18 protein-coding genes are annotated in these 22,779 nt (G+C 71.4%); 10 read left to right on the plus strand and 8 right to left on the minus strand.

Going from position 1 to position 22,779, the window contains the following annotated elements; all coding sequences use genetic code 11:
• Positions 1–104 precede the first annotated feature (104 nt).
• The 5 genes from GTY47_RS01420 to GTY47_RS01440 are packed head-to-tail and all read right to left on the minus strand — an operon-like array spanning position 105 to position 5,733.
• On the minus strand, positions 105–1,415 hold the full coding sequence (locus GTY47_RS01420) for a DUF58 domain-containing protein (RefSeq protein ID WP_010039784.1): 1,311 nt from the start codon (positions 1,413–1,415) through the stop codon (positions 105–107).
• Complete coding sequence (locus GTY47_RS01425) at positions 1,415–2,404, minus strand: MoxR family ATPase (RefSeq protein WP_010039786.1); 990 nt, start codon at positions 2,402–2,404, stop codon at positions 1,415–1,417. Before GTY47_RS01425 ends, GTY47_RS01420 begins: the two co-directional genes overlap by 1 nt.
• Complete coding sequence (locus GTY47_RS01430) at positions 2,404–3,600, minus strand: DUF4350 domain-containing protein (protein WP_010039788.1); 1,197 nt, start codon at positions 3,598–3,600, stop codon at positions 2,404–2,406. The genes GTY47_RS01425 and GTY47_RS01430 overlap by 1 nt, the downstream gene beginning before the upstream one ends.
• Positions 3,597–4,367, minus strand: a complete 771-nt coding sequence (locus GTY47_RS01435) for a DUF4129 domain-containing protein (protein WP_010039789.1) — start codon at positions 4,365–4,367, stop codon at positions 3,597–3,599. Before GTY47_RS01435 ends, GTY47_RS01430 begins: the two co-directional genes overlap by 4 nt.
• 4 nt (positions 4,368–4,371) lie before the next feature.
• On the minus strand, positions 4,372–5,733 hold the full coding sequence (locus tag GTY47_RS01440) for a proline-rich domain-containing protein (RefSeq protein WP_029181156.1): 1,362 nt from the start codon (positions 5,731–5,733) through the stop codon (positions 4,372–4,374).
• 140 nt (positions 5,734–5,873) lie between these two features.
• Between GTY47_RS01440 and mtnA the strand changes: the two genes are divergently transcribed.
• The 7 genes from mtnA (at position 5,874) to GTY47_RS01475 (ending at position 15,185) form a co-directional block, all read left to right on the plus strand.
• On the plus strand, positions 5,874–7,022 hold the full coding sequence (mtnA, locus tag GTY47_RS01445; protein ID WP_010039791.1) for an S-methyl-5-thioribose-1-phosphate isomerase: 1,149 nt from the start codon (positions 5,874–5,876) through the stop codon (positions 7,020–7,022).
• A 199-nt stretch (positions 7,023–7,221) separates the two neighbouring features.
• Positions 7,222–7,911, plus strand: coding sequence for a two-component system response regulator MtrA (gene mtrA / locus GTY47_RS01450; protein WP_003990656.1), 690 nt, complete (start codon positions 7,222–7,224; stop codon positions 7,909–7,911).
• A 1-nt stretch (position 7,912) separates the two neighbouring features.
• Positions 7,913–10,237, plus strand: a complete 2,325-nt coding sequence (gene mtrB, locus GTY47_RS01455; RefSeq protein ID WP_040903183.1) for an MtrAB system histidine kinase MtrB — start codon at positions 7,913–7,915, stop codon at positions 10,235–10,237.
• A complete protein-coding gene (locus tag GTY47_RS01460) occupies positions 10,227–12,059 on the plus strand; it encodes an LpqB family beta-propeller domain-containing protein (protein WP_029181157.1) in 1,833 nt (610 codons plus the stop codon). Before mtrB ends, GTY47_RS01460 begins: the two co-directional genes overlap by 11 nt.
• 265 nt (positions 12,060–12,324) lie before the next feature.
• Complete coding sequence (locus GTY47_RS01465; RefSeq protein ID WP_029181158.1) at positions 12,325–13,221, plus strand: ComF family protein; 897 nt, start codon at positions 12,325–12,327, stop codon at positions 13,219–13,221.
• 312 nt (positions 13,222–13,533) lie between these two features.
• Positions 13,534–14,232 carry a ribosome-associated translation inhibitor RaiA gene (gene raiA, locus GTY47_RS01470; RefSeq protein ID WP_010039802.1) on the plus strand — a complete coding sequence of 233 codons (699 nt, stop codon included), beginning with the start codon at positions 13,534–13,536 and terminating at the stop codon, positions 14,230–14,232.
• 206 nt (positions 14,233–14,438) lie between these two features.
• Complete coding sequence (locus tag GTY47_RS01475) at positions 14,439–15,185, plus strand: response regulator transcription factor (RefSeq protein WP_010039804.1); 747 nt, start codon at positions 14,439–14,441, stop codon at positions 15,183–15,185.
• Between the two features lie 34 nt (positions 15,186–15,219).
• Here the strand turns inward: GTY47_RS01475 and GTY47_RS01480 are convergent, their stop codons facing one another.
• Together GTY47_RS01480 and GTY47_RS01485 are read right to left on the minus strand one after the other, a co-directional pair.
• Positions 15,220–16,392, minus strand: coding sequence for a crosslink repair DNA glycosylase YcaQ family protein (locus GTY47_RS01480; protein WP_010039805.1), 1,173 nt, complete (start codon positions 16,390–16,392; stop codon positions 15,220–15,222).
• A gap of 207 nt (positions 16,393–16,599) precedes the next feature.
• Positions 16,600–17,169: a GNAT family N-acetyltransferase gene (locus GTY47_RS01485; protein WP_010039807.1), complete on the minus strand. Its 570-nt coding sequence runs from the start codon at positions 17,167–17,169 to the stop codon at positions 16,600–16,602.
• Between the two features lie 280 nt (positions 17,170–17,449).
• Here GTY47_RS01485 and secA point away from each other — a divergent pair, with 280 nt between their 5' ends.
• Positions 17,450–20,296, plus strand: coding sequence for a preprotein translocase subunit SecA (gene secA, locus GTY47_RS01490; RefSeq protein ID WP_010039809.1), 2,847 nt, complete (start codon positions 17,450–17,452; stop codon positions 20,294–20,296).
• A 101-nt stretch (positions 20,297–20,397) separates the two neighbouring features.
• Here secA and GTY47_RS01495 read toward each other — a convergent pair whose 3' ends face one another.
• Entirely contained in the window at positions 20,398–21,159 is a 762-nt protein-coding gene (locus tag GTY47_RS01495) for an Rv3235 family protein (RefSeq protein WP_010039811.1), read from the minus strand.
• Between the two features lie 322 nt (positions 21,160–21,481).
• On the opposite strand from GTY47_RS01495, the gene GTY47_RS01500 reads away from it, so the two are divergent.
• Positions 21,482–21,997, plus strand: coding sequence for a hypothetical protein (locus GTY47_RS01500; protein WP_010039813.1), 516 nt, complete (start codon positions 21,482–21,484; stop codon positions 21,995–21,997).
• Positions 21,998–22,085: 88 nt separating this feature from the next.
• Positions 22,086–22,751 (plus strand): HAD hydrolase-like protein, encoded by a 666-nt coding sequence (locus GTY47_RS01505; protein ID WP_010039816.1) that lies wholly within the window; start codon positions 22,086–22,088, stop codon positions 22,749–22,751.
• Positions 22,752–22,779: the final 28 nt, after the last annotated feature.

Genomic DNA, 22,779 nt, shown 5'->3' on the forward strand with positions numbered 1-22,779 from the left:
TGTGGGAGAGTAGGACGCCGCCGAACAAATATTGGGAAACCCCCGCATCGAAAGATGCGGGGGTTTTCTGCGTTTGAGGGCCCCCTTTCGAGGGGCCCTCACCGTCACAGGCGTCCAGCCGCCTTCAAGGCCAAATACGCGTCCGCCAGTGCCGGCGCCAGATCGTCCGGTGTCGCGTCCACGACCGTCACGCCGTGACGGCGGAGTTGTTCCGCCGTGCGGTGGCGCTCGGACTGGGCCTGGGCGGCTGCGGCGGCTTCGTAGACGGCGTCGGCGTTTCCGCGCGCCTTGGCCATTTCGGTGATGTGCGGGTCCGCTACTGATGCCAGCAGGACCGTGTGGCGCTGGGTGAGCTGGGAGAGGACCGGAAGGAGGCCCTCTTCGATGGGGGCCGCGTCCAGGGTCGTGAGGAGCACGATCAGGGAGCGGCGAGGGGATGTGCGCAGGGCGGTGGCCGTGAGGCCTCGGGCGTTCGTTTCGACGAGCTCGGGTTCGAGCGTCGCCATCGCGTTGACCAGGGACGGGAGGACATCGCCTGCCGTGCGGCCCTGGACGAGGGCACGGACCTTGCGGTCGTAGGCGAGGAGGTCGACGCGGTCGCCGGCCCGGGAGGCGAGGGCTGCGAGGAGGAGGGCCGCGTCCATTGAGGCGTCGAGGCGGGGCGCGTCGCCCACGCGGCCTGCCGAGGTGCGGCCGGTGTCGAGGACCAGCAGAATGTGGCGATCGCGTTCTGGGCGCCAGGTGCGTACGGCGACCGCCGACTGACGGGCTGTGGCGCGCCAGTCGATGGAGCGGGTGTCGTCACCGGGGACGTACTCGCGCAGGCTGTCGAATTCGGTGCCCTCGCCGCGGGTGAGCACGCTGGTGCGGCCGTCCAGTTCGCGGAGGCGTGCCAGTTTTGAGGGCAGGTGCTTGCGGCTGGTGAAGGGTGGCAGGACGCGTACCGTCCAGGGGGCCTTGTGGGTGCCCTGGCGGGAGAAGAGGCCGAGGGGTCCGTACGAGCGGATGGTGACCCGGTCGGCCTGGCGGTCGCCTCGGCGGGTGGGGCGCAGGCGGGTCGTCACGCGTCGGCGTTCGCCTGCGGGGACCGTGAGGCGGTGGCGGGAAGCTGTCGTTTCCATGCCCGGCTGCCAGGCGCTCGGGGGCCAGGCGTCGCGGAGTCGGGCTCGGAGGGGGCGGCGGGACGGGTTGGTGATGGTCAGGGTCACGTCCGCCGTGTCGCCGAGGCGTACGGAGGTGTCGCCGGAGCGGGTGAGGCCCAGGCGTCGTACGGGGGCGGCCAGGGCGAAGTCGCAGGCGCAGGCCACGGCCAGGGGTGCGTTGACCGCCAGGATGCCCGTCCAGCTGGGTTCCCAGATCCCGACGGGGAGGGAGCCCAGGGCCGCGAGGAGGGCGGCGCGTCCGGTGAGTGCCATCAGCGGGGGACGGGGACGTGGGCGAGGATCGCGTTGATGACGGAGTCGGCCGTCACACCTTCCATTTCGGCCTCCGGGCGGAGCTGTACGCGGTGACGGAGGGTGGGGAGGGCGAGGGCCTTCACGTCGTCCGGGATGACGTAGTCGCGGCCGGTCAGCCAGGCCCAGGCCCGGGCGGTGGCCAGGAGGGCCGTGGCGCCTCGGGGGGAGACGCCGAGGGTGAGGGACGGCGACTCGCGGGTGGCGCGGCAGATGTCGACCACGTATGCGGTGATCTCCGGGGAGATCGTCGTCTTGGCGACCGCGACGCGGGCTGCCTCGAGGTCGGCCGTGCCGGCCACGGGGCGTACGCCGGCGGCGTGGAGGTCGCGTGGGTTGAAGCCCTCGGCGTGGCGGGTGAGGACGTCGATCTCGTCCTGGCGGGAGGGGAGGGGGATGGTGAGTTTGAGGAGGAAGCGGTCCAGCTGGGCTTCGGGGAGGGGGTAGGTGCCCTCGTACTCCACCGGGTTCTGGGTCGCGGCGACCAGGAACGGGTCGGGGAGGGGGCGAGGGGTGCCGTCGACGGTGACCTGGCGTTCCTCCATGGCTTCCAGGAGGGACGACTGGGTCTTGGGAGGCGTGCGGTTGATCTCGTCGGCGAGGAGGAGGTTGGTGAAGACCGGGCCGGGCTGGAAGGAGAACTCGGCCGTGCGGGTGTCGTAGACCAGGGAGCCGGTCACGTCGCTCGGCATCAGGTCGGGGGTGAACTGGACGCGCTTGGTGTCCAGTTCGAGGGCGGAGGCGAGGGCGCGGACCAGGAGGGTCTTGGCGACGCCGGGGACGCCTTCGAGGAGGACGTGGCCGCGGCAGAGCAGGGCGACGACGAGGCCGGTCACGGCGGGGTCCTGGCCGACCACGGCCTTGGCGATCTCGGCGCGCAGGGCCTCCAGGGCGGCTCGGGCGGCGCCCGGGTCACCGGTCTGCCCGGCGTTGTCAGTGGTCGGGTCCATCATGGACGGCGTACCTCTCTTTCGAGGGCGTCGAGTTGGTCGGCGAGTGCGATGAGTGCTGCGTCGTCGCTGGGCGGTGGCCCGAAGAGCAGGGTGCGCAGGTCCTGTCCGTCGCCATGGAGGTGGTCGGACAGGGCTGGGAGCAGGGCCTCGGGCGTGTGCGCCTGGGTGACGGGGACGCCGGTGAGGGGGGCGAGGCGGGTGCGGGTGGTGGAGCGAAGAGCGTTGGCCGCGCGGTCGCGGGCGTCGGTCTTGCGATAGAGGCGGGCTCGGCCTTCGGCGGTTTCGGAGGCGCGGATCGCCACGGGGAGTCTTTCGGGCACGAGGGGGCCGAGTCGGCGTGCCCGCCAGAGGGCGGCCAGGGCTGCGGCGATGAAGAGTTGCAGGGTGCCCCAGAGCCAGCCCGAGGGGAGCAGGTCGAAGAAGCTGCGTTCGTCGTCGGTGCCGGTGGCCGACGTGTCGGAGAGCGAGGGGAGGTACCAGACCAGATGGGGGCGGGAGCCGAGGAGTTGGAGGGCGAGCGAGGCGTTGCCCTGCTTGTCGAGGCGGTCGTTGAGGAGGATGTCGGGCGCGCCGAGGACGACGGTGTCGCCGTCCCCGGTCGCGTCCGGGATGCGCAGCAGGGTGGACAGGCGCTCGCTGGGGTAGCACTTGTCAGCGTCGAGGTGGGTGGTGGTGTAGCGGACGCCGCCCGTGTCGGCGGTGCCCGCGCGCCGGGCGGCGGGCAGGCCGCAGTCGGGGGAGAGTGTCGAGTCGAGGCTGGTGGCGGGGTCGGCGGTGACGCCGGGGGCGAGTCGTTCGACGGAGGCGCTGCCGGCGGCGACCAGGACGGTGCGGCCGCGGGCGTCGGCGAAGGCGTTGTGCAGCCGGGTCTGCTGACTTCGGGTCAGCAGGTCGGGGACGGCGACCAGGAGGGTCGTGTCCGGGCCGGCTGCGGCGGCTGCCTCGTCGAGGGTGGTGACCACGCGTGTGTCCACGCCCCGGTCGGCGAGGAGTTCGGCGACGGCGCGGCTGCCGCCCGGGTCTGCGGAACGCGGGTCGAGTTCGCCGTGCCGGGCGTCGGAGCGGAGCACGGCGATGGCGATGGCCCCCACCAGGAGCAGCACGAGGGCGAGCGCGATGCCGCGCGCGCGGGTCCATACCTGGCGTGCGGTGGGCGAGGCCGAGGTGGACGGGAACGTGGCCTCGGTGGTCATTCGGCGGCTCCCTGGCGGGTGTGGGGGGCCGTGCTGTGGGCGCTGCTCGTGGCGAGCTGGGGCTTGGTGCGTTCCAGGTCGCTGTCGAGCTCGGCGATGCGCTGGTACGACTGCTCGGTCGCCGACCGGCCGCCGTACGTCACGTCGTCGAAGTCGCGGGCGGCGGCGCGCAGTCGATCGGTGTGGGCGGGCAGGGCCCGGCCGGCTTCGGCGGCGGCCTCGTCGGCGGTGCGGCCGGGGCGGACGTCGAGGAGGGCGCGTTCCTCCAGGGCGCGGACGAGGGCCCGCATGCGTTCCTGGACGGCCTGGTTCCAGTGGCCCTGGGCGGCGTGTGCCTCGGCGGCTGCGCGGTGGTCGGCGGCGCTGCGGGGGCGGTCGTCGAACAGGGTGGCGGACGAGGTGGGTTGGCGGCGCGGGGTGCCCAGGCGCCACCACAGGGCGGCCAGGACCGCGGCGACGGCCAGGATGATGACGACCAGGCCGAGTGTTCCGCCGGGCGTGGCGGTCGAGGCGGCGTTGAACAGTTTGTCGAGCCAGTCCCAGAAGGCGTCGAGGGCGCGTTGGAACAGGCTGGGGTCGTCCTGGTGGTACATCCGCTTCGACAGCTCGCGCCGGGCCGCCTCGCGCGCGGGGTCGCGCGGGATGGTGAGGGGCGGTTCGTCGGCGGAGCGCGCCGACGACAGTACGGCGGTGTCGCCGGCGCGCAGCAGCGTCCGTATGGCGGCGCCTGGCAGCGCCGATGTGAGGGCTTCCCCCGCCCAGCTCACCGCATCAGCTCCCCGGGACGGCGCCGGGGGCGGTGGGGCCGTAGCCCTGGACACCGGCGGCGCGGGCCAGTTCGAGGTCGAGGGCCTCGCGGCGGATGCGCTGGTCGATGTAGAGGAGCACGGTGACGCCGGCCGTGATCGGGAACGTGATCATGGAGCCGATCACCGCGCCGATGCCGCTGACGATGAGGAACGTCCAGCCGAGGCCGGAGCCGCCGCTGTTGAGCCAGCCTGTGACGCCGTCGCCGCTGAGGGCTGCGGCGAGGAAGGTGAACGGGATGACGATGATCGAGGCGACGACGTTCGCGATGATCGTGGCGAGCAGCTGGATGCCGAAGATCCGCCACCAGGTGCCCCGGACCAGCTTGGTGGAGCGGCTCATCGCCTTCTTGATGCCCTGCTTCTCCAGCATCAGGGCGGGCGAGGCCAGGGAGAAGCGGATCATCAGCCAGAGGGCGACGATGCCGGCGCCGATGATGCCCAGGACGATCAGGGCGACGCCCGGCCCGGTGCTCCCGGCGGCGGCGATGAGGATGCCGGGCAGGGTGCCCACGGTGACGATGCCGGCGGTGATGAGCAGCAGCAGGCAGATGAGGCCGAAGAGTTTGACGACCTGGGGGCGGGCGTCCCGCCAGGCCTCGCCGATGGTCACCGACTTGCCGAGGACGGCGCGGCTGGTGACGGTCGTGAGCAGTGCGGTCGCGATGACGGTGCCGACCAGGGAGATGACGAAGACGACGGTGGAGTTGAGCATGGCGTCGCCCATGGCGCGGCTCAGTTCGCTGAGGGTGGCGCTCGGGTCGTTGAGGGCCTCGGTGCTGGAGTCGTCCAGGACGAGGCCCTGGAACAGCACGACGATGATCTCGGTGATGACCGCGACGGTCAGGGAGATGCCGAGGACCGTGCGCCAGTAGGTGCGCATGGTGGAGACCGCGCCGTCGAGGATCTCGCCCACGCCGAGCGGGCGGAGCGGGATCACGCCGGGTTTGGCCGCGGGCGGGGGGCCGCCCCAGGCGTTGCCCCAGCCGCCGTATCCGCCGGGGGCTCCCGGGCCGCCGGGACCGTAGCCTCCGGGGCCGCCAGGGGGCTGGGTGCCCCAGCCCGGGCCGGGAGGCGGGGGCGGGGGAGCCTGGCCTGGGACGGCCGGGCCGCCAGGGCCGCTGGGGGCGGACCACTGGGCGGGTGGCGGCTGGTCCTTGGACCACTGCGGGCCGGGGCCCTGCGGGGCCTGGGCCGGCTGGCCCGGCTGGTCCGCGGGCTGTGCGGGGCCAGGGCGGTCGGCGGGCTCGGCAGGGCCGGACGCGTCAGGCTTCTGCCCGTCGGACGGGGCGGATCCGGGCGAGGCCCAGCCCGGAGTGTCGTTCATCGTCGCTCCTTCACGGTGCCCGTCCGCGGTCGCGGCGGCAGGTTGGCAGCCATCGTGCCATGGGGTGGTCTTGGAGTGACCGGCAGCGGTATGGGCTGCGTACCTTCAATTGTCCGCGCGATTGGGGGCAGACTGACCGCATGGCTGATCAGTACGCGTACAGCGGCGATGACAAGCGGCCGACCGAGATCCCGGCTATCCGTTGGGAAGAGCCACCGGAAGGACCTGTTCTGGTCCTTCTCGACCAGACGAGGCTGCCCGCCGAGGAGGTCGAACTGGTCTGTACGGACGCGCCCGCGCTCGTGGAGGCGATCCGCTCGCTCGCCGTGCGCGGGGCGCCCCTGCTCGGCATCGCGGGGGCGTACGGCGTCGCGCTCGCCGCCGTGCGGGGCTTCGACGTGGACGAGGCCGCGGCCGCGCTGGCGAGCGCCCGGCCGACCGCGGTGAACCTGGCCGTGGGTGTGCGCCGGGCGCAAGCGGCCCACGAGGCCGCGCTCGCCGAGGGCGGTGACGTCAGGCAGGCGGCCGCGGCGGCGCTGGCGGCGGCGCGGCAGTTGCACCGGGAGGACGCCGAGGCCAGTGCGCGGATGGCCGAGCACGGGGTGGCACTGCTGGACGAGTTGCAGCCCGGCGGCGGGCACCGGATCCTCACGCACTGCAACACCGGTTCGCTGGTGTCGGGAGGGGAGGGGACCGCGTTCGCGGTGGCGCTCGCGGCACACCGGGCGGGCCGGCTGCGGCGTCTGTGGGTGGACGAGACGCGTCCGTTGTTGCAGGGCGCCCGGCTGACGGCGTACGAGGCGGCGCGCAGCGGGATGGCGTACACACTGCTCACGGACAACGCGGCCGGCTCGCTGTTCGCCGCCGGGGAGGTGGACGCGGTGCTGATCGGGGCGGACCGTATCGCTGCGGACGGTTCGGTGGCGAACAAGGTCGGGAGCTACCCGCTGGCGGTGCTGGCGCGGTATCACCATGTGCCGTTCATCGTGGTGGCGCCGGTGACGACGGTGGATGCGGACACCCCGGACGGGGCGTCCATCGAGGTGGAGCAGCGGGCCGGTCATGAGGTGACCGAGTTCGTGGCGCCGCAGGTGCCGGTGACCGGGGCTGAGGCGGGCGGCGGCATCCCGGTGGCGCCGCTGGGGACGCAGGCGTACAACCCGGCGTTCGACGTGACCCCTCCTGAGCTGGTGACGGCGATCGTCACGGAGGAGGGTGCGGTTTCGCCGGTGACGGCCGAGGCGCTCGCCGAGGTGTGTGCCCGGTCGCGCCGGGCGGCGGCGGGCTGAGCCGGGCGGCTGCCGGAGCGCGTGCGGAGTGGTGCGGGCTCCGGCAACCTCGTCCCTTCGAGGACAGCAGGGGCTCGCCGCCGGCCGTCGTCGAGATCAACAGCGGGCGGACGAGGGCAGACAGTAGCGCTTGCTGCGACTATGGTCACTGGCCGGTGACCTACCTCACCACTGCCTTCGCCACTGTTATGAGAATGGGATGATGTCGTTTATGAAGGGACGAGTCCTTGTCGTCGACGACGACACCGCACTTGCCGAGATGCTCGGCATCGTGCTGCGTGGTGAGGGTTTCGAGCCGTCTTTCGTGGCCGACGGCGACAAGGCGCTGGCCGCCTTCCGCGAGTCGAAGCCCGATCTGGTGCTGCTCGATCTGATGCTGCCCGGCCGGGACGGTATCGAGGTGTGCCGTCTGATCAGGGCGGAGTCCGGGGTGCCGATCGTGATGCTCACGGCGAAGAGCGACACGGTCGATGTCGTCGTGGGCCTGGAGTCGGGTGCCGACGACTACATCGTGAAGCCGTTCAAGCCGAAGGAGCTGGTGGCCCGGATCCGGGCCAGGCTCCGGAGGTCGGAGGAGCCCGCTCCGGAGCAGCTCGCCATCGGTGACCTGGTCATCGACGTGGCCGGGCACTCCGTGAAGCGGGACGGGCAGTCGATCGCGCTGACGCCGCTGGAGTTCGACCTGCTGGTCGCGCTCGCGCGCAAGCCGTGGCAGGTGTTCACGCGCGAGGTGCTGCTGGAGCAGGTGTGGGGCTACCGGCACGCGGCGGACACGCGCCTGGTCAACGTGCACGTGCAGCGGCTGCGCTCCAAGGTCGAGAAGGACCCGGAGAAGCCGGAGATCGTGGTGACGGTCCGTGGTGTCGGGTACAAGGCAGGGCCGAGCTGACATGTCCGGCGACAGTGCCGCTTCGGCGCCCGGACGGTCCGGGGCCCGCCCGGGGCGGCCTGTCGGGCGGAAGAAGGCGGGTTCCCGCTGGGCACGGTTCCTGGAGAGCGGGTTGCTGCTCCAGGGCGGGGTCCAGGGCAGTCCGGTCATCCGGCTGTTCATGCGGTGGGTGCGCCGGCCGCTGCTGCCCGTCATGCGGCTGTGGCGGCGCAACATCCAGCTCAAGGTCGTCGTCACCACGCTGCTGATGTCGCTGGGTGTGGTGCTGCTGCTGGGCTTCGTCGTCATCGGGCAGGTGCGCAACGGCCTGCTGGACGCCAAGGTGAAGGCGTCCCAGAGCCAGGCCACGGGCGGGTTCGCGGTGGCCAAGCAGCGGGCCGACGAGGCGGCGAGCGGCACCGGCGACGACGTCGCCACGGCGGACGGGCGCCCCGCGCAGAACGTCACCGAGTGGATGAGCGACCTCGTCTCCTCGCTGTCCAGCGGCGGCCAGGGCGCCTTCGAGGTGGTGACGCTCCCGGCGTCCGACGCGGACGGCGCGGGCGGCCGCGGGCAGCGTGCCTCCGGCGAGGTGGACTGGAGCAGGAGCGTGCCCGCTGACCTGCGCGAGCGGATCGGCAGCAGTACGACGGCCGCGCAGAGCTACACCCGCATCACGTACAACAACGCGATCAAGGACTCCCAGCCGGGCCTGGCCATCGGCAAGCAGGTCAACGACCCCAACGGGGACCCGTACCAGCTGTACTACCTCTTCCCGCTCACCCAGGAGGAGAAGTCGCTGAGCCTGGTCAAGGGCACCCTGGCGACGGCGGGGCTGTTCGTCGTGGTGCTGCTCGGGGCCATCGCCTGGCTCGTGGTGCGGCAGGTCGTCACGCCCGTGCGGATGGCGGCGGGGATTGCGGAGCGGCTGTCGGCCGGGCGGCTCCAGGAACGTATGAAGGTCACCGGTGAGGACGACATCGCGCGGCTCGGCGAGGCCTTCAACAAGATGGCGCAGAACCTCCAGCTGAAGATCAGCCAGCTGGAGGACCTGTCGCGGATGCAGCGCCGGTTCGTGTCGGACGTGTCGCACGAGCTGCGGACTCCGCTGACGACCGTACGGATGGCCGCGGACGTCATCCACGAGGCGCGGGAGGACTTCGACCCGGTGACCGCGCGGTCGGCGGAGCTGCTCGCCGACCAGCTGGACCGGTTCGAGTCGCTGCTCGCGGACCTGCTGGAGATCAGCCGGTTCGACGCGGGTGCAGCGGCGCTGGAGGCGGAGCCGATAGACCTCAGGGACGTCGTGCGCCGGGTCGTCAGCGGGGCCGAGCCGCTCGCGGAGCGCAAGGGCACGCGGATCCGCGTGCTCGGCGACCAGCAGCCCGTCGTCGCCGAGGCCGACGCCCGGCGCGTGGAGCGCGTGCTGCGCAACCTCGTCGTGAACGCCGTCGAGCACGGTGAGGGCAGGGACGTCGTCGTCAAGCTCGCCGCGGCCGGTGGCGCGGTCGCGGTCGCGGTGCGGGACTACGGCGTCGGGCTCAAGCCGGGCGAGGCGACCCGGGTGTTCAGCCGCTTCTGGCGGGCCGACCCGGCACGCGCGCGTACCACGGGTGGTACGGGTCTGGGGTTGTCCATCGCCCTGGAGGACGCGCGGCTGCACGGTGGCTGGCTTCAGGCGTGGGGCGAGCCGGGCGGCGGTTCGCAGTTCCGGCTGACGCTGCCCAGGACCGCGGACGAGCCGCTGCGGGGCTCGCCGATACCGCTGGAGCCCAAGGACTCGCGGCGCAACCGGGGGCTCGACGACGCCGGGCTGCCGTGTGGCGGCGGGGACGGCGAGAAGCGGGCGACCGTGCCGGCACAGTCGGCGAGCGGGCCGGTGCCGTCGGGGCCGGCGAGGGACCCGATAGCGCCGCGTGCGGCCTCCGCGGTCCCCACGGCCGATCCGACGGCGCTGCCGGGCAACGGCGCGCGCGTGGTGCCCCGGCCCGCCTCGGGCACGCGGCGGCAGGACGAGGCGCAGGCGAGCCCGGAGCGGCCGGTTCGCGACGGCGGGGCGAGCGGCCCGGAGGGCGCGGCCGGCCATGGCGCGGTCAGTGGTTCGTCAGGCGTGGTCGGCAATGGTGTGGTGAATGGTCCGGCTGGTAGTACTCACGGCCACGGTGTGGTGAGTGGTCCGGCGAGTACGGCCGGCAACGGCAGGCCGAGTGGTCCCGCTGGGGCCTCTCAAGACCCGGACGACAGCGGGCCGCGGGACGCGGACAGGCACGACGGATCCGCGGGCCCGGGCCGGGAAACAGAGGCGGAGAGCGCGGACAGGCATGGGGAGGCATCTCGTGGGCGCTGACCGTGGGGGGCGTGGTCGGCGTACGCCCGCGCGCGTGATGGCGTACGCCGCCGGTGGCGTCCTGCTGCTGGCGGGGTGCGCCTCGATGCCGGACAGCGGGGATCTGCGGGGTGTGGAGTCCACGCCGCGCCAGGACACCCAGGTGCGTGTGTTCGCGGTGCCGCCGGGGGAGGACGCACCGCCCTCGGAGATCGTGCAGGGCTTCCTGGAGGCGCTCACCAGCGACGATCCGCACTACAAGACCGCGCGGCAGTACCTGACCGGCGAGGCCGCCAAGACGTGGCAGCCGGAGCGTTCCACCACCGTGCTGACGGAGGGGCCGGGTGCCAAGCCCGAGGTGGGGGGCGGCGGGGAGGACACCGGCGAGATCTCGTACACGCTCACCGGTACCAAGGTGGCCACCGTGGACGCGCAGCAGGCGTACGCGCCGGCCACCGGGGCGTACGGGCGCACCGTGCACCTGACGCAGGACGAGAAGAGCCGGCAGTGGCGGATCGACGCGCTGCCGCAGGGCGTCGTCATGGGCGAGTCGGACTTCCAGCGCAACTACATGTCCGTCAACAAGTACTACTTCGCTTCGAACACCACGGTGGCCGGGGCGGACACCCAGCCCACCACGGTCGCCGACCCCGTGTACGTCCGCCGGCGGGTGGACCCGATGACGCAGGTGGTGCGCTCCGTCCTGAGCGGGCCCACGCGGTGGCTGGGGCCCGTCGTCCGGTCGAGCTTCCCCACCGGCACGGCGCTGCCGAAGAACGCCGGTGCCCTGACGCCCGACGACCGGAACAAGCTGACCGTCCCGCTCAACGACAAGGCCGCGGGCGTCGGCACCAACCGGTGCGAGGAGATGGCGGCACAGCTGCTGTTCACGTTGCAGAGCCTCAGCCCCGCGGTGGAGGAGGTCGAGCTGCGGGTCGGCGGGGCGGAGCTGTGCTCGCTCGCGCAGGGCGCGGCCGATGCCGCCGCCTCCCGGAGCTCGGCGCGCCACCCCGACTACCTGTACTTCGTCGACGCCAAGGACCGGCTGGTGCGGATCCCGGCGGGCAGCAGCGACACCAAGCCGGACCCGGCGCCGGGGGCGCTGGGCGAGGGTGACACGGCACTGCGGTCGGTGGCGGTGTCGCGCGACGAGCACACCGCGGCCGGTGTCAGCCTCGACGGCAAGTCGCTGTACGTGGGGTCGCTGGTCTCGGGCGGCTCGCTGGGCGAGCCGGTACTGCGCAGCCACGGCCGGACCGAGGCCGACCGGCTGACGACTCCCAGCTGGGACGCGCACGACGGCCTGTGGGTGGCCGACCGAGACTCGGACAAGCCCCGGCTGCTCCTGCTGGAGGAGGGCAAGGGTGATCCGCTGGAGGTGCGCGTGCCGCACCTGGACGGGCGGGTCCAGGCTGTGCGGGTGGCCGCCGACGGAGTGCGGATCGCGCTCGTCGTGGAGAAGGGCGGCAAGAAGACCCTGCTCATCGGGCTGATCGAGCGGGAGGGGAAGCCGGGCGAACAGCCGACCGTCAGCGTGGTCGAACTGCGCTCGGCGACGCCGGAGTTGGAGGAGGTCACGGCCATGTCGTGGGCCGGGGACAGCCGGCTCGTGGTGGTCGGGCGTGAGCACGGTGGCGTGGAGCAGATGCGGTACGTCCAGGTCGACGGCTCCACGCCTGACGTTCCGGCGCCCGCGGCCCTGACCGGCGTGAAGGAGGTCACCGCCGCCGAGGACGAGCGGCTGCCGTTGGTGGCGTACTCGGTGGACGGCATCGTCCGGCTGCCGTCGGGCGCGCAGTGGCAGAAGGTGACGGAGGGGACGGCGCCGGTCTATCCGGGGTGAGGTGTGACGCCCCCGTGGCCGGTGCCCGGGGGCGCGTTTTCGGATCGGTCGCTTCTGCCGGGTGTCGCGTCGCTTGTCGCGTCGCGGGTCGCTCCCTGGGCCGCCTCAGGAGTCGCCCCACCGGGCCCCGACGGACTGTCCCACGGGCCGTCCCATCGCGCCGTCACCCGTGTGGGGGGCGAGTGGTTCGCCGGGCGGGGAGTCGTCCACAGGTCGTTGTCCACAGGGGTGGCAGGGCGGGGTCCGGGTGGGCACAGTGGTGGCCATGCGGGGGTGGTGGCAGGACCTCACCGACCTGGTGCTGCCGGCCGAGTGCGGGGGCTGTGGGAGGCCTCGTACGGTGCTCTGTCCGGAGTGCCGTGCGGTGCTGAGCGGAGTCGCGGCACGCCGGGTGCGGCCGGTGCCGGAGCCGCCCGGGCTGCCCGTGGTGCACGCGGCGGCTGGGTACGCGGACGAGGTGCGGGCGGCGCTGCTGGCCCACAAGGAACGGGGCGCCCTGGCGCTCGCCCGTCCGCTCGGGGTGGCCTTGGCGGAAGCCGTGCGGGCGGGACTTCCGGCGGCGTGGTGCGGTTCCTGGGCCGGGTCTGAGAGGGCGTGGTCCGGGGACGTCGGGGCTCCTGTGCTGCTCGTGCCCGTTCCGTCGGGGCGGCGGGCCGTGCGGGCCCGGGGGCATGATCCCGCGCGACGGATCGCGCTCGCGGCGGCGGGAGAGCTGCGGCGGTGCGGGGTTCCGGCCAGGGTGCTCGGCGCGCTGCGGCAGGTTCGGACCGTCGCCGACCAGTCGGGGCTCAACTCCCGGCAGCGGCTGGACAATCTCGCGGGCGCGCTGGCGGTGGTGCCCAAAGGCGCCCGGCTGCTGTCCGGCGGGCCGGTCGTCCTCGTCGACGACCTGATGACCACGGGGGCGTCCTTGGCGGAGGCCGCGCGGGCGGTGCGGGCGGCGGGGCCGGTTTCGAACGCTTCGGGGGCCGGGGCCGTGTACGGGGGTGAGACGTGGGAAAGCAGAGAGGAACAGAACGTCGGAACAAGGCGAGAGAGGACGGGCCGGTGGCCCGGCCGGCAGGGAATGACGGGCGCGGGCGGCGCCGGCGGAGTCGTCGACGTGGTGGGCGCGGCAGTGGTCGCGGCACCACCGGACTCTTTCGAAATAAACCGGAACTGACTGAGATCTTGCGTCGTTGCAGGTAACGAGAGGGCTTATTCACCTGAACGGAGGTACGCCGCAGTAGAGGGTGACGACATCCGTCCAGGCGAGATATGTTCGGTTGAGAGGGAAAGCCGCAGGCCACACCTCTCAAATCCGAATGCCGTGCCGCGGGTTTTTTCTTCATCACTCGCGACGGTGGAGTGGAGATCTCGCCCACGGGGGAGGAGGTGGAAGTCACCGAGTCCGAGGTTCCGGGGCACACCGGGACCTGGTGCAAAAGGGAGACGCTCCGCACCGAAGCGGAGCGATCCGGGAACGGAGTTCTGCGTGGACATCGTCGTCAAGGGCCGCAAGACCGAGGTGCCCGAGCGGTTCCGGAAGCACGTGGCCGAGAAGCTGAAGCTGGAGAAGATCCAGAAGCTCGATGGCAAGGTGATCAGCCTCGACGTCGAGGTGTCCAAGGAGCCGAACCCCAGGCAGGCCGACCGCTGTGACCGAGTGGAGATCACGCTCCGCTCCCGCGGTCCGGTGATCCGGGCGGAGGCAGCGGCGAGCGATCCGTACGCGGCGCTCGACCTGGCGGCGGAAAAGCTGGAAGCCCGGCTGCGCAGGCAACACGACAAGCGGTTCTCGCGCCGTGGCGCGCGCCGGATTTCGGCCGCGGAGGTCGCCGACCACGTCCCGGGTGTGGCGACGCTCAACGGAAACGGCCTGGTGCCGACTCCGGAGGAGGAGCCGGAAGAGGCCGTCCCCACGAAGAAGATCGGCTCGCTGGAAGTGCAGGGTGACGGCCCCATCGTCGTCCGCGAGAAGACCCACGTCGCAGCCCCGATGACCCTCGACCAGGCTCTCTACGAGATGGAACTGGTCGGGCACGACTTCTACCTGTTCGTCGACTCCGAGACCAAGGAACCGAGTGTCGTCTACCGACGGCACGCCTACGACTACGGCGTGATCCACCTCAGGACGGACACCATGGTCACACACGCGCACGCCCCCGAGGCAGGCGGTGCGCTCGGCGGCTGACCATGCCGGGTGACAGCGGAGCGGGTGCCCCTGGAGCGCGTGTGCGCCCCCAGGGGCACCCCCGTGCGACCACTCGACGCCCCGCTCCGTCACCCTGGTGTCGTCCGGGCATGAAATCATGGTTGGCCACGGCCCAACCGGTGGGTCGTTGCTCTGGGTTGGCGATGGCTCAGGACCACAGGCCACAGCCTTCAGGGGGAGGAACGATGGCGGACAGCTTCGGACCGATGCGTGACGAGGATGCCGACGACGGCGTCGTCGGCATGGGCCCGGACACGGACTCTCCACGCAAGGAACCGATCAGAGTCCTTGTGGTCGACGACCACGCCCTGTTCCGCCGTGGCCTGGAGATCGTGCTGGCGGCGGAGGAGGACATCCAGGTCATCGGGGAGGCGGGCGACGGCGCCGAGGCCGTCGAGAAGGCCGCCGACCTGCTGCCCGACATCGTCCTGATGGATGTGCGGATGCCCAAGCGCGGCGGGATCGAGGCGTGCACCTCCATCAAGGAGGTCGCCCCCAGCGCCAAGATCATCATGCTGACGATCAGCGACGAGGAAGCCGATCTCTACGACGCCATCAAGGCGGGCGCGACCGGCTATCTCCTCAAGGAGATCTCGACGGACGAGGTGGCCACCGCCATTCGCGCGGTGGCCGACGGGCAGTCGCAGATCAGCCCGTCCATGGCGTCGAAGCTGCTCACCGAGTTCAAGTCGATGATCCAGCGCACGGACGAACGCCGGCTGGTGCCCGCGCCGCGGCTGACGGACCGTGAACTGGAAGTCCTCAAACTCGTCGCGACGGGGATGAACAACCGCGATATCGCCAAGGAGTTGTTCATCTCCGAGAACACCGTGAAGAACCATGTGCGCAACATCCTGGAGAAGCTTCAGCTGCACTCCAGGATGGAAGCGGTGGTGTATGCGATGCGGGAGAAGATCCTCGAGATCCGGTGATCCGGTCTCCGGTGATCCTTTGATCCGGTGGGGCTCAGGCCAGGATGCGGGCGAGTTCCTTGACGAGGAGTTCGCGCAGGTCCGGTGCGTCGACCCGTTCCACGCGTACGTCCGTGCAGTCCACCCAGGTCGCCGCCTCGGCCAGGGCCTGGGCCACGGCCGGGACCGCCTTCGCGCCGTCGAGCGTGATCTGCTTGGCCACCAGCGTGCGGCCTTCGCGGGCCGGGTCCACGCGGCCGACGAGCCGGCCGCCGGCCAGGACGGGCATCGCGAAGTAGCCGTACACCCGCTTCTGCTTGGGGACGTAGGCCTCCAGGCGGTGGGTGAAGCCGAAGATCCGCTCCGTGCGCGCCCGTTCCCAGATCAGGGAGTCGAAGGGCGAGAGCAGCGTGGTGCGGTGGCGGCCACGCGGGGGTGTCTCCAGGGCCGCGGGGTCGGCCCAGGCCGGCTTGCCCCAGCCCTCGACCGTGACCGGGACGAGGCCTGAGTCGGCGATCACCGCGTCGACCTGCTCGCCCTTGAGGCGGTGGTAGTCGGCGATGTCCGCGCGCGTGCCGACGCCGAGGGACTGGCCCGCCAGGCGGACCAGGCGGCGCACGCACTCGGTGTCGTCCAGTTCGTCGTGCAGCAGGGCGTCCGGGATCGCGCGCTCGGCGAGGTCGTACACGCGCTTCCAGCCGCGGCGCTCCACGCAGACCACCTCGCCGTACATGAGCGCGCGTTCGACGGCGACCTTCGAGCCGGACCAGTCCCACCAGTCGTTCGTCTTCTTCGCGCCGCCCAACTCCGTCGCCGTGAGGGGGCCTTCATCACGGAGCTGCTTGATGACCTCGTCGTAGGCGCCGTCCGGGAGCTCGTGGTTCCAGTGCGGGCGGTTGCGGTAGGCGCGGCGGCGGAAGGCGAAGTGCGGCCACTCCTCGATGGGGAGGATGCAGGCCGCGTGGGACCAGTACTCGAAGGCGTGGGTGTCTTTCCAGTAGGCGTTCTCCACTGTCTTCCGGCCTACCGCGCCCAGGCGGGCGTACGGGACGAGTTCGTGGGAGCGGGCCAGGACCGAGATCGTGTCGAGCTGTATCGCCCCCAGGTGGCGGAGGATGCCGCGGACGCCGGAGCGGCGGTCGGGGGCACCGAGGAAGCCTTGGGCGCGGAGCGCGATTCTGCGGGCCTCGTCTGCGGAGAGCTCTGTTGCGGGGCGCGGGGTGGTCATGGTTTTGCACGATAGGGGGTGGGACTGACAGTGGGACTGGCGGTGGGGCGTGAGCCTGCGGGGTCGGGTGTGGGGTGCTGTGTGTTGGGGCTGGGGCCGGGTGGGTGCGCAGCCCGGCGTAGCGGGGTGCCGCTGCGCCCACTCATGCCGTCCTTTGCGGCACGATTGCCCGCATCTCAGCAGCTCAGCAGCTCAGCAGCTGATCAGCTAAGCGCGCGCCGGCAAGTAAGGGGCCGTCGACGGGAGGCTCAGGTCCGACGGGAGCAAGGAGCCGATCCAGGTGTCGCGGCGTACGCCCTTGTTGTTGGTCGCGGCGCGCAGCGTGCCTTCGATCGTGAAGCCGGCTCGTTCCGCCACCGCGCGGGAGGCGCGGTTGCCCACCTCGGCGCGCCATTCGACGCGGTCGATCGCGGCGTGGACGAAGGCCCAGCGGCAGGCCGTGAGGGCGGCCTCCGTGATGTAGCCGTTGGAGCGGTGCTGCTTGGCGGCCCAGAAGCCGATCTCGCCCACGCCCAGGGCACGCATGGTGATGCCGACCATGCCGGCGAGTTCTCCGGAGTGGAGGAAGACGCCGAAGGTGTACATGGATCCGTCCGCCCAGCCGTCGGGGACCAACTGTTCCGTGAAGGCCTCGGCGTTCTCGCGGAGGTACGGCGAGGGGATCGTGGTCCAGCGCTGGATGTCGGGATCCTGGCAGGCGTCGTACACCGCGTCGGTGTCCTGGGGGCCGACCGTGCGCAGCAGGAGGCGGTCCGTGGTGAGTGTGACGGGGTCCATCGGCCGATTGTGGGGGGCGGCCCTCGAAAAGCACCATCTGTTTGCTGTGGGTGAGGGTGTGATCACGCTTCGCGTAATTCGGGCGGAGGATGCGGCACCATCCGAGGTGCCCGGACGTTGTCCCCTTTGAAGCAGAGTGAAAGCGAAATGAAGCAGCGGACGGTCGCCGTCGCGGCAGGCCCTCCCGGCGCGGTGGGGTCCTCGCATACGATGGCCGTTGCTCAGTAAGTCAAGTGGTAACCGACCGTCCCAGGCCCGACCGGCAAGGAGACCAACCCCCGTGTCCGTCCTCTCGAAGATCATGCGTGCAGGCGAAGGCAAGATCCTGCGCAAGCTGCACCGCATCGCGGACCAGGTCAACTCCATCGAAGAGGACTTCGTCGACCTCTCCGACGCCGAGCTGCGGGCCCTCACCGATGAGTACAAGCAGCGCTACGCGGACGGCGAGACGCTCGACGACCTGCTGCCCGAGGCGTTCGCCACGGTCCGCGAGGCCGCCAAGCGCGTCCTGGGCCAGCGGCACTACGACGTGCAGATGATGGGCGGCGCCGCCCTGCACATGGGGTACGTCGCCGAGATGAAGACCGGTGAGGGCAAGACCCTCGTCGGCACGCTGCCGGCTTATCTGAACGCGTTGTCCGGTGAGGGCGTCCACATCATCACGGTGAACGACTACCTGGCCGAGCGCGACTCCGAGATGATGGGCCGCGTCCACCGCTTCCTGGGCCTGAGCGTCGGCTGCATCCTCGCCAACATGACGCCGGCTCAGCGCCGCGAGCAGTACGCGAGTGACATCACGTACGGCACGAACAACGAGTTCGGCTTCGACTACCTGCGCGACAACATGGCGTGGTCCAAGGACGAGCTCGTCCAGCGCGGCCACAACTTCGCCATCGTCGACGAGGTCGACTCCATCCTCATCGACGAGGCCCGTACGCCGCTGATCATCTCCGGCCCGGCCGACCAGGCCACCAAGTGGTACGGCGACTTCGCCAAGCTGGTCAAGCGCCTCAAGCGCGGCGAGGCCGGCCAGCCGCTCAAGGGCATCGAGGAGACCGGCGACTACGACGTCGACGAGAAGAAGCGCACGGTCGCCATCCACGAGTCCGGTGTCGCCAAGGTCGAGGACTGGCTGGGCATCGACAACCTCTACGAGTCGGTGAACACCCCGCTGGTGGGCTACCTGAACAACGCCATCAAGGCCAAGGAGCTCTTCAAGAAGGACAAGGACTACGTCATCATCGACGACGAGGTCATGATCGTCGACGAGCACACCGGACGTATCCTCGCGGGCCGCCGTTACAACGAGGGCATGCACCAGGCGATCGAGGCGAAGGAAGGGGTGCCGATCAAGGACGAGAACCAGACGCTCGCCACGATCACGCTCCAGAACTTCTTCCGCCTCTACAAGCGCCACGACCACAAGGGCAAGGAACTGCCCGGCCTGTGCGGCATGACCGGTACGGCCATGACCGAGGCCGCCGAGTTCCACCAGATCTACAAGCTCGGCGTGGTGCCGATCCCGACCAACCGGCCGATGGTCCGCAAGGACCAGTCGGACCTGATCTACCGGACCGAGGTCGCCAAGTTCGAGGCGGTCGTCGACGACATCGAGGAGAAGCACCGCAAGGGCCAGCCGATCCTCGTCGGCACCACCTCGGTCGAGAAGTCCGAGTACCTCTCGCAGCAGCTCAGCAAGCGCGGCATCCAGCACGAGGTGCTGAACGCCAAGCAGCACGACCGTGAGGCGCAGATCGTCGCCCAGGCCGGCCGCAAGGGCTCCGTCACGGTGGCCACGAACATGGCCGGCCGTGGTACGGACATCAAGCTCGGCGGCAACCCCGAGGACCTCGCCGAGGCGGAGCTGCGCCAGCGCGGCCTCGACCCCGAGGAGCACATCGAGGAGTGGGCGCAGGCCCTGCCCGAGGCGCTCCAGCGCGCCGAGAAGGCCGTCCAGGCAGAGAAGGAAGAGGTCGAGAAGCTCGGCGGCCTCTACGTGCTGGGCACCGAGCGGCACGAGTCGCGGCGGATCGACAACCAGCTGCGCGGTCGTTCCGGCCGTCAGGGCGACCCCGGCGAGTCCCGCTTCTACCTCTCCCTCGGTGACGACCTGATGCGGCTGTTCAAGGCCCAGATGGTCGAGCGCGTGATGTCGATGGCGAACGTCCCGGACGACGTGCCGATCGAGAACAAGATGGTCACCCGCGCGATCGCCTCCGCCCAGTCGCAGGTCGAGCAGCAGAACTTCGAGACCCGTAAGAACGTCCTGAAGTACGACGAGGTCCTCAACCGACAGCGTGAGGTCATCTACGGCGAGCGGCGTCGCGTCCTGGAGGGCGAGGACCTGCACGAGCAGGTGCAGCACTTCATGGACGACACGATCGACGCGTACGTCCAGGCCGAGACCGCCGAGGGCTTCCCCGAGGACTGGGACCTCGACCGGCTGTGGGGCGCCTTCAAGCAGCTCTACCCGTGCAACGTCACGATCGAGGAGCTGGAGGAGGCGGCCGGCGACCGGGCCGGGCTGACCGCCGAGTTCATCGGCGACTCCATCAAGGACGACATCCACGAGCAGTACGAGGCGCGCGAGGCGCAGCTCGGCTCCGAGATCATGCGTGAGCTGGAGCGCCGGGTCGTGCTGTCGGTCCTCGACCGCAAGTGGCGCGAGCACCTCTACGAGATGGACTACCTCCAGGAGGGCATCGGCCTGCGCGCCATGGCGCAGAAGGACCCGCTGGTCGAGTACCAGCGTGAGGGCTTCGACATGTTCACCGCCATGATGGAGGGCATCAAGGAGGAGTCCGTCGGCTACCTGTTCAACCTGGAGGTCCAGGTCGAGCAGCAGGTCGAGGAGGTCCCGGTCGAGGACACCAAGCCGGTGGCCGACCTGGAGAAGCACGACACGGTGCCGGCGCAGGCCGGTGCCCGCCCGGAGATCCGCGCCAAGGGGCTCGACGCCCCGCAGCGGCGCAACCTCCACTTCTCCGCGCCGACGGTCGACGGTGAGGGCGGCACCATCGAGGGTGACTTCGCCACCGACGACGAGCCGGTGCGTTCCGAGGCCGACGGCCTCACGCGCGCGGAGCGCCGCAAGCAGGCGCGGAGCCGGGGCCGTCGCAAGAAGTGACGGTCGCCGAGGCACCGTAGAGGCTTGAAGGGCCGGACACCCGAGGGTGTCCGGCCCTTCGGTTCGGTGGGATCGGCGGCTCTGCTGCCTACCGCGATGGCTCAGTCGGCCTCCGCGCGGGGCGGGCGGGGGCCGCCGAGTTCCACCGCCGTGCAGCGCCAGCGGAGGTCCTGGCCGAGTTCCAGGCGGAACGCCATGGCGCGCAGTTGGTCGCCGGCGCCGATGCGGGCGAAGGCCTCGATGGCGCCGGGGCGGGGTTCGAAGTAGCCGATGTCGCGGACGACCGGGCGGGTGCCGCGGGTGCGCAGGGGGCCGCGCTCGGCGAGCCAGGTCAGTTCGTCGTAGGCGCGGCCCCGGGTGTGGCGGAGCATCGAGTGGACGGGGCGGTGGCCGCTGAGGACGGCGAGCAGGAGGTCGGCGAAGAGGTCGGTGGGGAGGCGGTGGGGGGCCGGAGCCGGGCGGTGGGGGTGCTGGGCCGGGACGCGCGATGCGGTGGCCAGGGAGGTCGGGACGGGTGTGGTGTTCCGGGTGGCCGGGGCGGTGGTTCCCGTCGCCCTGCGGGGTGCCGTGGGGGTGGCGGAGGGTGTCGGTGGGCGGGTGTCCGTGGGACGGGTGCGGGGGCTCGCGGTGCGGGCGGAGCCCGGGGGTCGGCCGTCGGCTGCCGGGGTGCGGGCGGGGCCTCCGCCGGGCGTGCGGGGTGGGGCGGTGCCGCCGGGTGTGCGGGGAGTGGGGCTCCCGGGGGTGCGCGGGGTGGTGCCGCCGGGGGTGCGTGCGCCGGCGCTGCCGCCGGGGCGGCGCGGGTCGCGGCGGGCTGGTGGGCGGGTGGCCGGGCGCTGCTGTGCCCTCGTCATGACCTTGTACATGGGGGGTCCCCGTTTCGTGGGCCCGGTTGATACCGGGGAGTAACTTCGGGTTGGTGATCTTGTACGGGGCCGGCGGGGGCAGGGGCAAGGAAGCGGACCCCGGGTGGCGGGGGCCGGAAATGTTCACCTATCCGGGTGATGTGGAGGGCGTGAAGCCAGTCGGTGCGGGGGTGGACCGGGTGAATGACGGGCCCGGAGTTGCCGCGTCCGGCGTCACAGGGCGGAACTCGAAAGGGGACGCGCCGCACGTATCCTGAAGGCCCTCCGGAGCCCTCCGACCGCGACAGCGACCACGAAACGACCACGAAAGAAGCGGCCAGCCATGCGTGTCTACGTGCCCCTGACCCTCCCCGGTCTCTCCGAGGCGTACAAGACGGGTGAGCTGGGAGCCGGGCCGTTCGTCGCGTACGCCGTGACGCCCGGGCTGCGCGAGTGGTACCTCTCCGACGACATCGAGGAACTGGAGTACGCGGCGCTGAGCCGGGCCGCCCTGGCCTCGCTGCGGCTGCTGGCCGCCGATCCGGAGGCGCCGCGGCGGCGGGTCGTGGTGGCCCTGGACGTGCCCGACCGGGCCGCGAGCGCGGACCCCGACCGGGGGCTCGACCCTGCGGCGCTGGGGGAGGTGCGGGTCGCCGGCCCCGTCGCGCTGGCCAAGGCGGCGTCCGTGCATGTCGACGCGGCGGACGCGGAGGCGGACGTGACGGCGGCGGCCGAGGCCCTGCCGACGGCGGACGGTGGGGACGACGACGCGCAGTTCGTCGTGGACGGGGCGGAGGACCACGAGCTGCTGTGGTTCGCCACGCAGGAGATTCCGAACCTGGTGGGGCGCGGGAACTGAGCCCCCGGGCGGGTGCTCTCGGGGTTCAGGGGGGCGCGTTGAGTTGCCGTTCTCTTGATTGTCAGTGGGGGCGGGTACGTTTTGGGGCATGGGGAAGCAGACGGGCGCGCACATTGTCTGGGACTGGAACGGGACGCTGTTCCATGACATCGACGCGATCATCGGGGCGACGAACGCGGCGTTCGCCGAGCTGGGGCTGGAGCCGCTGACGCTGGAGAAGTACCGGGAGCTGTACTGCGTACCGGTGCCGAAGTTCTATGAGCGGCTGATCGGGCGGCTGCCGTCGGAGGCCGAGTGGGAGATCATGGACGAGATCTTCCATCGGTACTACGCCGAGCACCGGGTGACGTGCGGGCTGACCGTGGGGGCCGCGGAGCTGTTGGCGGGGTGGCGGTCGGCCGGGCGCAGTCAGTCGATTCTCAGCATGTACGTGCATGAGGAGCTCGTGCCGTTGGTGCGGGGGTTCGGGATCGAGTCGCACTTCATACGCGTGGACGGGCGGACCGGGCCGTCGGGGGGTAGCAAGGCCGAGCACATGGTGCGGCATCTGGGGTCCCTGGGTGGGGTGGATCCGGAGCGCACCGTTGTGATCGGGGATGCGGCGGATGATGCGGTGGCTGCGCGGCATGTGGGGGCTCGGGCCGTGCTGTACACCGGCGGGTCGCACAGTCGGGCGAGTCTGGAGGCGGTCGGGGTGCCGGTGGTGGACACGCTGGAGGAGGCTGTCGCGGAGGCGGAGCGGCTGGCGGCGTAGTCCTGTTCTCGGCGTTGTCCCTGAGGCC

The organism is Streptomyces sp. SID5464, assembly GCF_009862985.1.
GTDB lineage: Bacteria > Actinomycetota > Actinomycetes > Streptomycetales > Streptomycetaceae > Streptomyces > Streptomyces chartreusis_D.

Coding starts and splice junctions, on each gene's coding strand:
- GTY47_RS01420 (WP_010039784.1), bottom strand. CDS start 1,415: ATGGCACTCACCGGACGCGCCGCCCTCCTCGCGGCCCTGGGCTCCCTC.
- GTY47_RS01425 (WP_010039786.1), bottom strand. CDS start 2,404: ATGGACCCGACCACTGACAACGCCGGGCAGACCGGTGACCCGGGCGCC.
- GTY47_RS01430 (WP_010039788.1), bottom strand. CDS start 3,600: ATGACCACCGAGGCCACGTTCCCGTCCACCTCGGCCTCGCCCACCGCA.
- GTY47_RS01440 (WP_029181156.1), bottom strand. CDS start 5,733: ATGAACGACACTCCGGGCTGGGCCTCGCCCGGATCCGCCCCGTCCGAC.
- mtnA (WP_010039791.1), top strand. CDS start 5,874: ATGGCTGATCAGTACGCGTACAGCGGCGATGACAAGCGGCCGACCGAG.
- mtrA (WP_003990656.1), top strand. CDS start 7,222: ATGATGTCGTTTATGAAGGGACGAGTCCTTGTCGTCGACGACGACACC.
- mtrB (WP_040903183.1), top strand. CDS start 7,913: ATGTCCGGCGACAGTGCCGCTTCGGCGCCCGGACGGTCCGGGGCCCGC.
- GTY47_RS01465 (WP_029181158.1), top strand. CDS start 12,325: ATGCGGGGGTGGTGGCAGGACCTCACCGACCTGGTGCTGCCGGCCGAG.
- GTY47_RS01475 (WP_010039804.1), top strand. CDS start 14,439: ATGGCGGACAGCTTCGGACCGATGCGTGACGAGGATGCCGACGACGGC.
- GTY47_RS01480 (WP_010039805.1), bottom strand. CDS start 16,392: ATGACCACCCCGCGCCCCGCAACAGAGCTCTCCGCAGACGAGGCCCGC.
- GTY47_RS01485 (WP_010039807.1), bottom strand. CDS start 17,169: ATGGACCCCGTCACACTCACCACGGACCGCCTCCTGCTGCGCACGGTC.
- GTY47_RS01495 (WP_010039811.1), bottom strand. CDS start 21,159: ATGTACAAGGTCATGACGAGGGCACAGCAGCGCCCGGCCACCCGCCCA.
- GTY47_RS01500 (WP_010039813.1), top strand. CDS start 21,482: ATGCGTGTCTACGTGCCCCTGACCCTCCCCGGTCTCTCCGAGGCGTAC.
- GTY47_RS01505 (WP_010039816.1), top strand. CDS start 22,086: ATGGGGAAGCAGACGGGCGCGCACATTGTCTGGGACTGGAACGGGACG.